The sequence below is a fragment of the Frankia sp. CcMO1 genome (genome assembly GCF_977945845.1).
Genome location: NZ_CDWTMG010000117.1, coordinates 1 through 14,010, shown reverse-complemented (window position 1 = coordinate 14,010; position 14,010 = coordinate 1). Strand labels below are relative to the sequence as shown.

Below are 14,010 nucleotides of genomic sequence, written 5' to 3'. Positions count from 1 at the left end.
GGACTCCCCACCGGGCGTCCCGCCCCCAGCGGACTCACCACCGGGCGTCCCACCCCCAGCGGACTCACCACCGGGCGTCCCACCCCCAGCGGACTCACCACCGGGCGTCCCACCCCCAGCGGACTCACCACCGGGCGTCCCACCCCCAGCGGACGACCCACCGGTACTGCCACTGGTACCACCGGCACCAGAACCCGTACCGGAACCGTCGTTCTCGTGTCCGGCCGAATCAGGCAAGCCTTTAGTGTTCGCGTCGGTCTTCACGCCGTCCAGGTTCGCGCCGTCGAGCTTCGCGCCGGTGAGGTCAGCTCCCCGCAGATCTGCACCGTGCAGATCTGCACCGCGCAGATCTGCGTCACGTAGGTCCGCGTTCTGTAGGTCGACACCATGGAGGTCGGCGTTCTTCAGATTGGCGCCGTGCAGATCCGTTCCGGACATCGTCGCTTGGTCGTGTCCGGAACCGTCACCCGAACCCTGGCCCGCGTCACCACCCGAACCCTGACCCGCGTCACCACCCGAACCCTGACCCGCGTCACCACCCGAACCCTGGCCCGCGTCACCACCCGAACCCTGGCCCGCGTCCGATCCCGACCCAGCCCCCTTCTCAGAACCGGAACCGGAACCACCGGACGTCCCGCCCTTGCCGTGGCCCGCGTCACCACCCGAACCCTGGCCCGCGTCCGATCCCGACCCAGCCCCCTTCTCAGAACCGGAACCGGAACCACCGGACGTCCCGCCCTTGCCCTGATCCGTGGACTGGGGCCCGATCTGCTCGGTGTCCATGGCGTAGCGATCGGTGGCCTGCTGCATGACGAAGCGGGCGTCCTCGTCCATCGCCTGCTGGATCTGCTGGCCGATGCCGGGGGTGCTACCGACCGCGACCGACTGCGTGCCGTCCGCGCCAGTGCCCAGGGAGGCGCCGTTGGCCGCAGCCTGCTGCGCGTAGAACTGCTGGATCCGGTCCAGGGTGTCCTGGCCCCAGGAGAGCGTCTGCGCGGAGTCGTACAGGGCGGTGGCGACGGGCGGCAGGCCGCCGCTACCCGCCTTCTCGTTCTCGGCCTGGAGCTCCAGCAGGAACCAGTCCACCTGCTTCCGGAACGCGTCAGCCGCCGGCCCCTGCCATTGGGAGAGCAGATGGTCCAGCGTCCGCGGCAGCTTGTTGATCTGCGCCAGGACCTGATTGCCGGACTCCATGATGGTGTCCGCGGCTCGCGTCATGCTCTCCGGCTCACCACTGGACATCGCCTCTTCGACCTGGGCGAACGTCGCTGAGCCGTAGTCTCCGCGAACAGGCGGGTCACTCGGCGAACGGGCAACCATGGCTCCGTGTGCTCCTTGCTGGCGGGCCGATTCTTTTGGGCGCGTTGCTACGGCGCACCCACGGACGGGCACGTTGCGGCAACGCGCCCAAAAGAACCTGATCAGTCAGGGACGGCGTGTTGGTCAATCAGGACGGCGTGTTGGGCCGGATCGGCTGGGTGGTCTTGAGACCCGTCTCCAGCTTCGTCATCGACGACACGAGATCAGACAGGCCGGTGTTCTTGTCCAGATTGGCCTTCTCGACGTTGTCGAACTCCGTGGCCACCTGATGCAGCGCGCGGTTCACGTAGGACGAGGAGTCCGACAGGATCCTGGAGTTCGGGATGAACGTCGAGTTGAAGGCCTGAACCAACTCACGGATCGTATCCGCCTCGCGGAAGTACCCGGGCTGCACTTTGATCTTGTTCATGTGGTCGCCCGCGAGATTCAGCTTCTGCGCGGCGTCCTCGAACAGCTTTGCCCAGTTGGTCAGTTGCTCGGTAGTGACCTTGATCTTGCCGTCCACGCCGGGCGGTTGCGCTGCCTCAGGGTGCTGGTAGGCGTCGTGGGTGCCCAGGCCCGGATCCTTGGCGAACTGGTGTCTGGTGGGATCCGGCTGCTGCGCGGGCTTCTCGCCATCGTCGCGCGGCGGCGGCTGGGGCGGTATCGCGGCTGGCATTGCTGACCTCCCTGTGAGTCGATACAGGAACGGATACAAGGAACGGATCGGCGAAGCGGTAGCGACCGCCGACCGCGGTGGCGCCCCGGGTCGGGGCGGCACCCCGGTCGCTGCGGCCGATCAGACGTGATGCCCGATCAGACGCTGAAGTTGCTGAACAGGCTGCGCAGGTCATCGTCTGTGCTGTGGTAGCTGCTGACGTTGCTGCGCAGAACGGCGCACGCATTCTGCATGCCGACGTCCATCTTCTTGATGCCCTCGTCCCACAGCGTCTTCGCCTGCTGGTAGGCCTGGGGCGCGTTGCCCTTCCAGGTGGTGGCCATGTCCTCGGCGACCGCCATGGTCCCCTTGATCTGCTGGACGATGGCCTGTTCCTCTTGCTCCAGACCCTGCGCGACGGACAAGGCGCTGGCGGTGTCGATGGAGAAGCTCGGCATCATGTTCTCCCTTCGGAGTCGTATCGGGGGTTGCGCCGCGGGTGGGCGGCGTTCAGGTCGTCGTCCAGCTACCGGTGCTCTGGCTGCTGCGGTTCTGCTCGGCCGAGCTGAACCCTTCGTTCGCGGCACCGACGTTCTTGTTCAGCAGGTTGAACCCCTGCATGACCTCGTTGAAACCCTGCTGCCAGGTGTTGGCGGCCTCGATGAACGCGGTGGATGCGTTCCCGCTCCACGAACCCTGAAGCGACGCCAGTTCGCTCCGGATCTGATCGCCGGACTGAGTCAGATTGTTCTCGTGCGTGGTGAGCGTGGCGCGCTGCTGGTCGAGTAGCGCGGAATCGGTCTGCTTGTCGGCGCTGCCGACGAAGTCAGGCATGATCCCTCCTTGAGGGTCGTATGACAGGAAGGCGGACGTTCCGCCTCCTCTGGTCCCGGGCGCTCGCGGCCCTGGATCTCACGTCCGGCCAGGCCGGACGTCTCTTCCACGCCCGCCGCCGCCGCCGATGACGCGCCCGCCACTGGGGGAAACCCTGGAGACCACAAGGTCCGGCGCTGCTCACCCGTCATCGGCCGCTCCCTTCGGTCGCCGAATGGGGCGGTGCCGCGCCGATCGGGCGCCCGGCCGCCGCGACGGCCAGGGCCGGGCCCTTGGGTAGTGCCGCGAGCAGCGCAGCGGGAACCCTCACCCGGCGCGCCGCCTCCAGGCCGAGGGCACCCAGCGCCTCCTCGTCGGCGATCGCGCACCGGCGGCCGGTGTCATCGATGAACCAGACCGCTCCGGTGCCGCCCCCCGCGGCGTTGGTCTCCTCCGCCACCACGGCCGAGCCCGGCGGAACCCGCACCCGCACGGCCGGGGAGCGCGCCGTGCCCGCGTCCACCGACGACGACACGGTGCCCAGCCACGGCACGCCGTCCGGTCCCGCAGCCACGCAGATCGAACCGCCGTCCGGCGACAGCGGGCCGACCGGCTCGGTCGGCCAGCCGAGGCTCGCCGGCAGCAACTGACGGGTCGCGTCGGCGATGGCGCTCTCCGGTACCACCACGGGCGACCGCCCGTGCGGATACACCGAGGCCAACTTCGGATTCCCCATCAGCAGGCGGGCCTCGAACGGTGTGACCGGCACGATCCGGTCACGCTGGACGAGGAAGTACTGGGTGATGGCCGCCTGGTGAACGGCGAGCACCTGACCGACGGTGGTCGGCCCGGCGCTGATCCGCGGACCCGGTTCCCCGCGGCCGTCCACCGAGAGCGTGCTGATGGTTCGCCCTGGGCGCAGGGACGCCAGCCAGCTCACGCTCGCTCGCAACGGAACCGTGGCCCCGTAGCCGAGCGCATTGCGTGCTTGGTTCGACGCGATCGCGAACCGGGTCCCGGCGACCACGAGAAACAACGATCCGTCCGGATCCGCCACCAGGAGTCCCTGGCCAGCGGCGATCCGTTCGGGCCGGCGCTGCGGCGTGAACGACACGACGGTCTCCGGAGCGACGCCGCTGGTCGCCGTCGTCGCTCCCATGCATACCGACCAGCCCGCGGACGCCACACCCGCGGCGGCAGGGACGTCGTCAGGTGCGCCGACGATGCCGACCGCCTGTGACCGGGGTAGCTGCCGGGTCCGGGTCGGGGACAGTGTCTGCATCTGAAGCTCCGGGCCGGCCAGCAGCAGGGCGGAGGCGAGGTTGGCCACCGGCCGCAAGGTGCCGGACTGGACGACGTACCGGGTCCCGGTTCCCTTCTCCAGCACGACGTTCGTGTCCTTGGCCAGGGTCGGCCCAATGCCCGGGTGCAGCAGGCCGTAGAGGGCGAATCCGGCCAGCAGTAAGAGAGCGATGACGCACCCGATCAGAGTTCCCACCGCGGATCTACGGAACGGCTGCTCCCAGTGCTCGGGTTCCCCGAGCAGGGCGCCGCGAACCAGCCGCCGAACCTGATAGGTGTGCGCCCGGACCTGTTCTCGTTTTGTCAGCATCGGCTCGACTCAGCGCAGGTTCCGCGCTGCCTGGTAAGTGCCGAGAACAGCTAGCAGGAGCGGCACCAGCGAAGCGGCGACCAGTCCTTCCAACAGTTCCGCCGCCCGGCTGAAGTGCGGCAGCATGCGGCGGCCGGGAAGAACCCGTGCCAGAAGCACCAGCAACGCGGCCATTCCGAGGCACAGCAGCGGCAAGGTCACCCGGGACAGGCCCTCCGCGGTCCACGTCGAATGGAGCAACAGACTGCCCGGCCCGGCCACACCGGCGGCGATGACCGCGGCCCGCTGCCCGCGCGAAGGCAACACCCGCAGCCGCAGCAACGAGGCCAGGCTCGCCGCGAGCACCAGACCGGCCGCCCATCCTCCGCGCCAGACGAGGATCGACGCGCACGCGGTGATCACCGCCGTGGACCCCCAGAGCAGCGCGGTGAGGTAGGAGTCGAGCTGTACGGCCAGCCGCAGCACATCTTGCCCCGGAACGACTTCGACGTCCTCCTCCAGTTCCCCGGCGTCTCGCGGCAGCGCCGGCAGCACCACCCCGGCGAGGCGGGCGGCTCCGGTGACCATGATCTCCCCGACGACCACGCCGAGGACGAGCGTCAGGGCCAGACCCTGATGGCTGTTCCAGTGGGCGAGTTGCGCCGCCGCGCTGCCCAGAGCACCGAGACCGCAGGCGAAGGCGACACCGGCGTAGCCGACCGCAATCCCGCCGATCGCCGCGTCCACCAGCGACGCCACACAGAAGGCCACCGTCAGCGCGGCCAGCAGGATGGGGGTGGAGATCAGCGGTATCGCGACCAGTGCCTCGACCAGGTGGACCGCTCCCAGCGCCCCGAACCCGACGGCCAGGCCCCCGGCGCTCACCGCCAGCGCCCAGTCATCCCACGCCCTCGACGCCGCCGCGGCCGCGAGGACGAGCAGCGTGCAGACAATGCCGGACAGCGTCGCCGTGACCCAGGACTCGGGCGAGCGCAGTGTCAGCCCGACCCAGGTCAGGGCCACGGGCACCAGCGCCAGGACGAGCAGGAGCTGCCTGGTGTGTCGAGAGTGCCAGCGCTGGTCCAGCTTCGTCATCCCTGTCGCGATGCCGTCGATGAGATCGTCGAACTCGGCCTCGGGCATCGCCGACTCGTGGGGGTTCAGGTAGAGCGTTTCCCCGTCGACGACGCCGTTCGCCGCCAGCGACCGGGCCTCGTCGAGCGGTGAGCGGCCGAGCCGCTGGAGCACCACGCCGTCCGACTCGAGGTGCGGGTCGCCGACGTGGTCCAGCAACGCGGGCAGCATCTCCGCGACCGGCTCGTCCGCCGGCAGCGCCAAGTCCGCCCATCGGCTGGGCGTCACGATCGTCACCCTGCACATCTCGGGCGTGACCGCAGCCATGCGATTCCTCTCCCGCCCGGTGGCCTGGTGGCCCCCGGGCAACTCCTACGCCCGCGACCGGAACGATGCCGGTTGCGGGCGGACGCCCACGTGTCCGCAGGAGAGACGGCCTACCCTCCCCGGCGTCACGTGCCCGACGGCACGGATCTCCCTGAGCGACACCGCCCGCAACCGGGAGCGGCTGCCCGGGATCGCGTGACGAGCCGCCGCCGCCCGCGTGTCCCATGTGGGCCGCGTCTTGATCAATCTGATGTGCCCCAAGCCACGACCTGGAAGGCTCGACTTCGCGTGACCGCTCAGGTGTTCCAGGCGCAGCAACGCGCGCCCGGACCGAAGCTGCCCAGCGGCGACATCGCCCTGGAGCCACCGCCCGCCCTGCAACCGCCTCAGCGGATCGGGCTGCTGCGCATGATCATGTACCTGCCGATGTTGCTGATGCCGGCCGGGATGATCCTCATGTACACCGGCAACGGATCGGCCGGCGCCTCGTCGATCGGCGCCAGCTTCATGGGCATTTCGATGGTCGCGATGATGCTGCCGCAGATGATGCGCGGGTCCCTGGACTCGCGGCAGAACCTCGACGACGAGCGCTCCGACTACCTGCGCTACCTGGCCGGTGAGCGAAAGAAGCTGCGGGAGGCGTTCGAGCAGCAGCGCGCCGCACTCGCCTGGAACAATCCCGAGCCGCAGACGCTCGTCTTCCGGAGCCGCACGAAACGCCTGTGGGAACGCCAGCCGGCCGACGAGGACTTCGGGGAGGTCCGCGCAGGCCGCGGCGACCAGCCGTGCGCGCTGACGATCACCCCGCCCGACGTGATCCCGCTGGAAGAACTGGAGCCGGTCTCCGCGCTGGCCCTGCGCCGGCTGATCGAGACCTACTCGACGGTGCCGGACCTGCCCGTTGCGCTCAGCATGCCGGGGTTCGCGCGGGTCCAACTCGACGGCGAACCCGAGACGTGCCGTGGTTTCGCCCGCGCCCTCCTAGCGCAGCTCGTGACCGCGCACTCGCCGGAGTTCATCCGCATCGCCCTGTGCTGCGACATCGACCGTCAGCCGGACTGGGACTGGCTGAAGTGGCTGCCGCACGGCCAGCATCCCAGCGAGAGCGACGGCGCAGGCAGCCGGCGACTGTTCGCCCAGACCGTCACGGATCTCGAACGCGACGTGCTGGCCGACCTGATCGTCCACCGGCCCCGCTTCGAGCCCCACCCGACGGCCTCGATGGACGACCCGTTCCTCGTCATCGTCGTCGACGGTTCCTCGATCCCGCCCAGCTCCCGGCTGGCGACGTCCAGCTACCGCGGCGCGGTGGTCCTCGACATCGGCGGTGCCCTGCCCTGGCGGCAGGACAGGCACGCGTTGCGGCTGCGCGTCCAGGACGACGACCTGACCATGGTGGTGACCACGAAGGACGGCGAGGAACTGGAGGAGGTCCTCGGCCGCCCCGACACCATCGCCGTCCCGCGGGTGACGGCGCTGGCCAGGCGGCTGGCGCGGTGGCGGGTCGCCGGCGACGGCCCGACCTCCGGCGACGGTCCCTCGCGGGCGCGCACCGTGGAACTGTCGGACCTGCTCGGCATCCCCGACGTCCGGAGCTTCGACCCGCAGGAGTACTGGCGGTCCAACGGCCCGTCCGGGAAGCTCCGGGTGCCGATCGGCGTCGACGACAACGGCTCCCCGATCGAGCTGGACATCCGGGAGTCCGCTCAGGGGGGCATGGGCCCGCACGGAATGCTCGTCGGCGCCACCGGCTCGGGCAAGAGCGAACTGCTGCGCACGATCGTCCTGGCGATGGCGGTCAAGCACAGCTCCGAGTTCCTCAACCTCGTGCTCGCCGACTTCAAGGGCGGCGCCACCTTCGTCGGGCTGGACCGGCTCCCGCACACCTCCGCGCTCATCACCAACCTCGCCGAGGAGCTCGCGCTCGTGGACCGGATGCAGGACGCCATCCACGGCGAGCTGGTACGGCGCCAGGAACTGCTGCGCGCCACCGGGTACGCGTCCCTGCTGGAGTACGAGAGGGCCCGGGCAGCGGGCGCGTCCCTGGCCCCCCTGCCCACCCTGTTCCTCGTCATCGACGAGTTCAGCGAGCTGTTGTCGGCCCGGCGAGACTTCCTCAACCTGTTCGTCATGGTGGGCCGCCTCGGGCGCAGCCTCGGCGTCCACCTGCTGCTCGCCACGCAGCGGCTGGAAGAGGGCCGGGTCCACCAGTTGGAGGGGCATCTGTCCTACCGGATCGGCCTGCGGATGTTCTCGGCCACTGAGAGTCGCTCCGTCCTCGGCATCACCGACGCCTACGAATCTCCGCTGAACCCCGGGCAGGGGTTCCTCAAGACCAGCACCTCGGCGATCGTCAAGTTCCGCGGCGCCTACGTATCCGGGCAGCTCAAGGACGTCGCGGCGGACGGCGTGCGGAGTCCGGGCCCCACCACGCGCCGGCTTGACCTCTCGTCGTTCTCCCTGACCTACCTGCCGCCGGCGCAGCCCCTGGAGCCGGACGAGGACCTCGAAGCGGACGAGGAGGAACCCGAGGAGGAGACCGGCGCCCCGGCCGACTCCCGGGAGAACAGCGTCCTCTACCGCATCATCGAAGGGCTCACCAACTCCGGACCGCCCGCGCACCGGGTGTGGCTGCCACCGCTGTCGGAACCGCCCACCCTGGACGGATTGTTCGGCGGTCTCAAGCAGGACCCGGAGCTGGGCCTGATCGCGGCGAACTGGGCAGGTGAACCGCTCACGGTCCCGGTCGGCATCATCGACCGGCCGTTCGAGCAGCGGTGGGACCTGCTCACCGTCTCGCTCGGCGGCGCCAGCGGCCACGTCGGCGTGGTGGGCGCCCCGCAGACCGGCAAGAGCACCCTGGTCCGCACCCTGATCACCGCCCTCGCCCTCACGAACACCCCCACCCAGGTCCGGTTCTACTGCCTGGACTTCAGCGGTGGCGGCCTCGGCGGGCTCGCCGCGCTGCCGCACGTCGGCAGCGTCGCGGCCCGGCGGGACACCGACCTGGTCAACCGGACCCTGGTGGAGCTCACCGAACTGCTCGACCGCCGGGAACGTGCGTTCACCGCCATGCGTGCCGACACGATGGCGGACGCCCGCCGGCTGCGCGAACAGGGCCGGGCGGGACCGGACGACGACCTGGCCGACGTGTTCCTCGTCGTCGACGGCTGGTTCACCGTCAAGCAGGACTTCGAGCACCTCGACGGCCAGTTCCAGCAACTCGCCCAGCGGGGCCTCAGCTTCGGGGTCCACTTGCTGATCACCTCCAACCGGTGGAGCGACTTCCGGATGTGGCTCCGCGACGTCCTGAGCACCAAGCTCGAGCTGCACCTGGGCGACCCGGGAGACTCGGCCATCGGGATGCGAGTGGCCGCGAACGTCCCGAACGTGCCGGGCCGAGGGCTCACCGAGGACTCGATGCACTTCCTCGCCGCCCTGCCCAGGATCGACGGGGTCAGCGACCGGGAGAGCCTCGCGCAAGGCACCGCGCACACCGTGTCCGCGATCGCTGCCGCGTGGAGCGGCGAGTCCGCGCCGAGCGTCCGCACGCTGCCCACCCTGATCCGGTTCGACGAGCTGCCGGAACCCGAGGGCGGTCCGACGTCGAAGGACGACCTGCGGGTGCCGATCGGCATCGACGAGCGCACCGGCGAGACCTACTGGTGGGACTTCGGCCAGCACCCGCACCTGGTGGCGTTCGGGGACACCGAGACCGGCAAGACCACGATGCTGCGGCTGGTGCTGCGGGCCATCACGGAGCGGTACGACCCGCGGCAGGCGAAGGTCGTCCTCGCCGATTTCCGCCGCGAACTGTACGACACGGTGCCCAAGGAGTCCCTGCTCGGATACGCCACGAACGAGAAATCGCTGGTCGACATCCTCAGCGAAGGAGCGCCGGCGCTGACCGACCGGATCCCCCCCGACGACCTACCCGTCGCGGCGGTGCACCGCCGCGACCGGTGGGAGGGTCCGCGGGTGTTCGTCGTCGTCGACGACCTCGACCTGCTCTCCAGCGACAGTTTCGGGGCGTCGTCCCCGCTCGCGGCCCTGCCGCCGTTCATCCCGCACGGGGCCGATATCGGCCTGCACCTCGTCGTCACCCGTGCGACGGCGCAGGGCTCCCGCGGGGTCAACGACCCGGCCGTGCGAAGGGTCTGGGACACCGGGACCCCGGTGCTGCTGTTCTCCTGCCCCCGGGAGGAGGGCATCATCTTCGGTTCCACCCGCCCGGCCACCCTGCCCCCCGGCCGCGCGCAGCTCATCACGCGGCGCGGCTCGCATCTGATCCAGGTCGGCTACGTGCCCGACGGGCCGCGGGCGGACCGGTCATGACGGCCTACCTCGGCGCCGCCGGGCGCCGCCCCGCTCCCGGGGTGCCGGGCCGGCTGCTGGTCACCGTCATCCTCGCGGCCGCGCTCGCGGCGGTGGCCCCGCCGGTGCGGGCCACCGCCGCCACCGCTCCCTCGACGCAGGAGAGCACCTGCGTCCCGCCCGGCGGACCCGCCGTCCTCGAGGAACCGTGGCCGCAGCGGCGGCTCGGGCTGGGAGCCCTCGGACAGCAGTACCGTGGCTGGGGGGTCACGATCGCTGTGATCAGCTCCGGCGTCTCGGCCCGCCACCCGCAGCTTCGCGGGCGGGTGCTGGACGGGCTGCGCGTCGACGAGGCGGGACCCGCCAATGCCGACTGCCTCGGGTTCGGCACCGCGATCGCGGGGGCGGCGGCGGCGGCGCCGGTCAGCGGGACCCGGCTCGTCGGTGTGGCGCCGCAGGCATCCGTGCTGCCGGTCCGCCTGCCGGACTGGGTGGTCAATCCCTCCCGCAGCCTGGACGGCGCCGATCTCGCCGCCGCCTCGTCCAGGCTTGCCCAGGCCATCAACCTCGCTCTGCAACGAGACCCCCAGATCATCGTGTTGCCGTCGGTGTCCCTCCCGAACAGCACCGAGCTGCGCGCGGCGATCGCCGCGGCCGAGGAGCAGGGCTGCCTGCTCATCGAGGGCGCCCCAGCCACCGTGCAGGCCCCGAACGACTACCCCGCCGCCTATCCGGAGGTGCTCGTCGTCGAGGGGGAGTCTCCGGACGGCGAGTACGCCCCGACCGAACTGCCGGCCGACCAACTCGACCTGATCGCCCCCGGGGTGAAGGTGCCGGCGCTCAGTGCGAGGACCGGGCACCTGCTGGTCAGCTCGAACACGGTGGCCGCGGGGTACGCCGCAGGCGCTGCGGCCCTGGTCCTGGACGCGCTCCACCCGCCCACGACCGCGGACACCCGCCGGCTGCTGTTGCGCTCCACCGTGACCTCGGCGTCCGGTGGGATCCCGGTGCTGGACCCGGCATCGGCGCTGACCCCGGCCGACGACACCGTGGCCCAGGCGCCGGGCGGGGCGCTCGGGCGGCTGCTCGCCGGCAAGTCCGCGCCCGACCGGGCAACCGTCATCGCCACCGGGGTCGCCGTCACCGCGCTCATCGGCCTCGGCGTCATCCTGTTCGCCGGGGCTGCGGCCTACCGCGGCCGGCAGCGCCGATGGCGCCCTGCCGGACGCCGCGAGCCCCGATCCGTGGCGGCGGGTCAGTTCTCGATCATCGACGATCCGTTCCGCACGGCATCCCCCGGCCGCCCCGGCCAGCCCGCCAGACCCGACCCCCCCGGCGCTGCCGCCCCTGGAGACCAGCGATGACGACCCACCGGACGCGCCAGGACGCGGCGCCGTCCCAGCACGGTCACGCGGCGCCGGCCAGTGCCTCGCCGAACCGTGCCTCGCCGGACAGTGCTGCGCCGGACAGTGCTGCGCAGCCGGCCGACGAGGACGGCGCGGCCGCGGCGCCCCGGCGCCCCTCCAGCCGGGTCGTCCAACAGATCATCGTCGTCCAACTCGTCTGCGTCGCGGTCCTGCTCGTCGCCGGCCACGTGGCCCAGGCCGTCCTGGTGACCGCCGCGGTGCTGCCCGCGGTCCTTGCGACGTCGCTGATCACCATCCGCTCCCGGACCGTCGGCGCGTGGCTGGCGACCTGGGTGTCGCTGCGTCGCCGCCAGCGCCGGGCGTCGGCGATCTCCCACGAGCGCGACTTCGTCAACCCGCTGTCGCTGCTGGACCGCCGGATCTCGATCGGCGCAATCCGCGGCTTCCGCCGGACCGAGCTGGGCGTGCTGCATCTGGGCCATAGCTGGGTGTCGGCGGTCTGGGTCACCGACCGCCCCCGGGCCGGCGACCCCCAGGGCGCCGACGGCCTCACCAGCCTGCTCGCGTTGCCACCGAGCCCGTCCCCGGTGACCACCCTCTGCGCCGTGCTCCAGCAGGCCACGACCGATCCGGGAACCGGCCCGCAGAGCCAGCTCACGGCATGGCTGTCGGTGCGGGTGGAACCCCTGGCCGCGCTACCTCCGGACGAGGCCCTGTCGGCCGTTCCGGGGCTGATCCGGGCCGAGGTCCGCCGGTTGCTGCGCGAGACCTCCACCGGCACCAGCGTGCTGACGCTGGTCCCGCTGGACCGCAGCGACCTGCTCAGCGCGCTGGCCACCTCGACCGAGGTACCGCTCACCCGGGCCGCAGGGAAGGTCGAGAAGGTCAGCGAGTCCTGGCGCCTGTGGCAGGCCGGCGGCCGGTTCCACCATGCGTTCGAGCTGCACCCGGGGACGCGCCGGCCGCTCAGCGTGCTCGTCGCCCTGGCGATGGACCTGGCGGCTGCCGACCTGGACGCCGCGTTGACGATCTGCATCCCGAGCGGCCGCCGACCGGGGCACGGCCCGCACCGGCTGCCCACGATCCGGCTGTCGCATCCGGACCCGAGTCGCATGCCGGAGCTCGCCGCGGAGATCATGGACGCGCTCGACGGCGAGGGCGCGGCCGTCCGGCCGCTCTCCGGGCGGCACGGTCCGGCGCTGCTGGACACCTCGATCCTCGCGGGCCCCGGCGACAGGTGACTCCCGGCACCGGCCGGACGGCCCTGATCGGCCGGGAAGGGGTTCTGACCGTCCTGAACTCCTCCACCACCGCGATCGTCACCGGCCTGCGCGGATCCGGCCTGAGCGCGTTGCTGGACTCCGCCGCTGACCGGCTGGCCGCTGCCGGGTACTGCGTGGTCACCGGCCCACCCCGGCTCCACCCCGACACCCTGCCGCTGTCGTACCTGGCCGGGCTGTCCGTCTCGCCCCCAGCGCCGCCCGGTACGCGCGTCCGGCCCTCCGCAGTGTTGGCGACGCGCGCCGTGCTGCCGGCGGGCGCCGTGCTGCCGGCGGGCGCCGTGCTGCCGGCGAGCCTTGCCGGGAACGCGCCTGTCCCGCTGCAGGATCTGCCGTGGTTCGTCGAGCGGATCGCCCGGCAGGTGCTCGTGGCGGCGGCCGGCCGGAAGGTCGCTCTCCTCCTGGACGACCTGCACGCCGCGGACCCGCTCTCGCTGAGCGTCGTGCCTCAGCTAAAGCGCAGGCTGCGTGCGCGGTTGATCGGCACCGGCCATGCCCCGGCCGAGGGCCGCTTCCCCAGGCCGGCGTTCGCCGCGCTCGTCGACCGGCTGCCGCGACCCTCGCGGGTGCACCTGTCCGGGCTGAGCGACCAGCAGTGCCTTCAGTTGGCCCGCAGCCGCCATGCCGCGGCCACGCCGGAGCTGATTCGGGCGATCCGGCCCGCCCTCGGCACCTGGGGCCACCTGCCCGGGCTGGTCCTCGGCGTCCTCGACCAGGTGATCGCGGATGGCGCGCTGCCGCGGCTGGTTCGTTCCGGCGCCGAGCCGCCCCGCGAGACGAGCGGAACCTTCGCGCCGGACCGTGCGACCGGGGCATGCGGATCCGCGCGGCTGCCCGACCGGCACCCGCTGGTCCGGGACCTGCTGGGACGCCGGCCGGCGGCGGCCGCAGCGGCCGTGGTGGCCGCGGCGGGCGGCCCCGGGGGCCTCCGCGTCCCCGACCTCGACCCGCTCGCGACCGTGCTCGCCGTCGGCACCGGACCGCTCGTGGAGCTGGTCGACGACCTGACCACCGAGGGCCTGCTGGAGCAGACCGGCAATTGCTGGCGCTGCGCAGTCCCCGCCCTGGCCGTGACGCTGGCGCGGCTGGCCCTGCCGCCGACCGCCCCGGTGGCACTGGCCGTCAGGTCCTGGTCCGGATCCAGGTCCGGCGAGACGGCCGGCCGGATCGCCGGGCTGGCCGAGCACGCGGCATCCGCGCTCCCGGCCATGCTTCCCCTGCTCGTGGACGCCGCGCTGGCCGCGGGGGGCGTGCCGGTCGGCGGCTGCGGCGACCTCGCCCCTGCCG

10 protein-coding genes are annotated in these 14,010 nt (G+C 71.8%); 4 read left to right on the top strand and 6 right to left on the bottom strand.

All coding sequences use genetic code 11. The annotated features are described in order from the left end of the window. The 6 genes from AC08OU_RS14760 to eccD form a co-directional block, all read right to left on the bottom strand. Positions 1-1,320 (bottom strand): pentapeptide repeat-containing protein (locus tag AC08OU_RS14760; RefSeq protein WP_476605136.1); only part of this gene is annotated, 1,320 nt, incomplete at its 3' end. A 127-nt stretch (positions 1,321-1,447) separates the two neighbouring features. Beyond that, complete coding sequence (locus AC08OU_RS14755; protein WP_476605135.1) at positions 1,448-1,978, bottom strand: hypothetical protein; 531 nt, start codon at positions 1,976-1,978, stop codon at positions 1,448-1,450. Positions 1,979-2,115: 137 nt separating this feature from the next. Next, complete coding sequence (locus AC08OU_RS14750; protein ID WP_476605134.1) at positions 2,116-2,418, bottom strand: WXG100 family type VII secretion target; 303 nt, start codon at positions 2,416-2,418, stop codon at positions 2,116-2,118. A 49-nt stretch (positions 2,419-2,467) separates the two neighbouring features. Then, positions 2,468-2,791 (bottom strand): WXG100 family type VII secretion target, encoded by a 324-nt coding sequence (locus AC08OU_RS14745; protein WP_476605133.1) that lies wholly within the window; start codon positions 2,789-2,791, stop codon positions 2,468-2,470. 187 nt (positions 2,792-2,978) lie between these two features. Then, positions 2,979-4,382: a type VII secretion protein EccB gene (gene eccB, locus AC08OU_RS14740; protein WP_476605132.1), complete on the bottom strand. Its 1,404-nt coding sequence runs from the start codon at positions 4,380-4,382 to the stop codon at positions 2,979-2,981. Positions 4,383-4,391: 9 nt separating this feature from the next. Continuing rightward, a complete protein-coding gene (gene eccD, locus AC08OU_RS14735) occupies positions 4,392-5,762 on the bottom strand; it encodes a type VII secretion integral membrane protein EccD (RefSeq protein ID WP_476605131.1) in 1,371 nt (456 codons plus the stop codon). 288 nt (positions 5,763-6,050) lie between these two features. Here eccD and eccCa point away from each other — a divergent pair, with 288 nt between their 5' ends. The 4 genes from eccCa to AC08OU_RS14715 form a co-directional block, all read left to right on the top strand. Then, positions 6,051-10,097, top strand: a complete 4,047-nt coding sequence (gene eccCa, locus AC08OU_RS14730; protein ID WP_476605130.1) for a type VII secretion protein EccCa — start codon at positions 6,051-6,053, stop codon at positions 10,095-10,097. After that, positions 10,094-11,440: a S8 family serine peptidase gene (locus AC08OU_RS14725; protein WP_476605129.1), complete on the top strand. Its 1,347-nt coding sequence runs from the start codon at positions 10,094-10,096 to the stop codon at positions 11,438-11,440. Before eccCa ends, AC08OU_RS14725 begins: the two co-directional genes overlap by 4 nt. Further along, complete coding sequence (locus AC08OU_RS14720; RefSeq protein ID WP_476605128.1) at positions 11,437-12,684, top strand: hypothetical protein; 1,248 nt, start codon at positions 11,437-11,439, stop codon at positions 12,682-12,684. Before AC08OU_RS14725 ends, AC08OU_RS14720 begins: the two co-directional genes overlap by 4 nt. After that, on the top strand, positions 12,681-14,010 hold a 1,330-nt coding region (locus AC08OU_RS14715; RefSeq protein WP_476605127.1), incomplete at its 3' end, for an ATP-binding protein. The genes AC08OU_RS14720 and AC08OU_RS14715, both read left to right, overlap by 4 nt.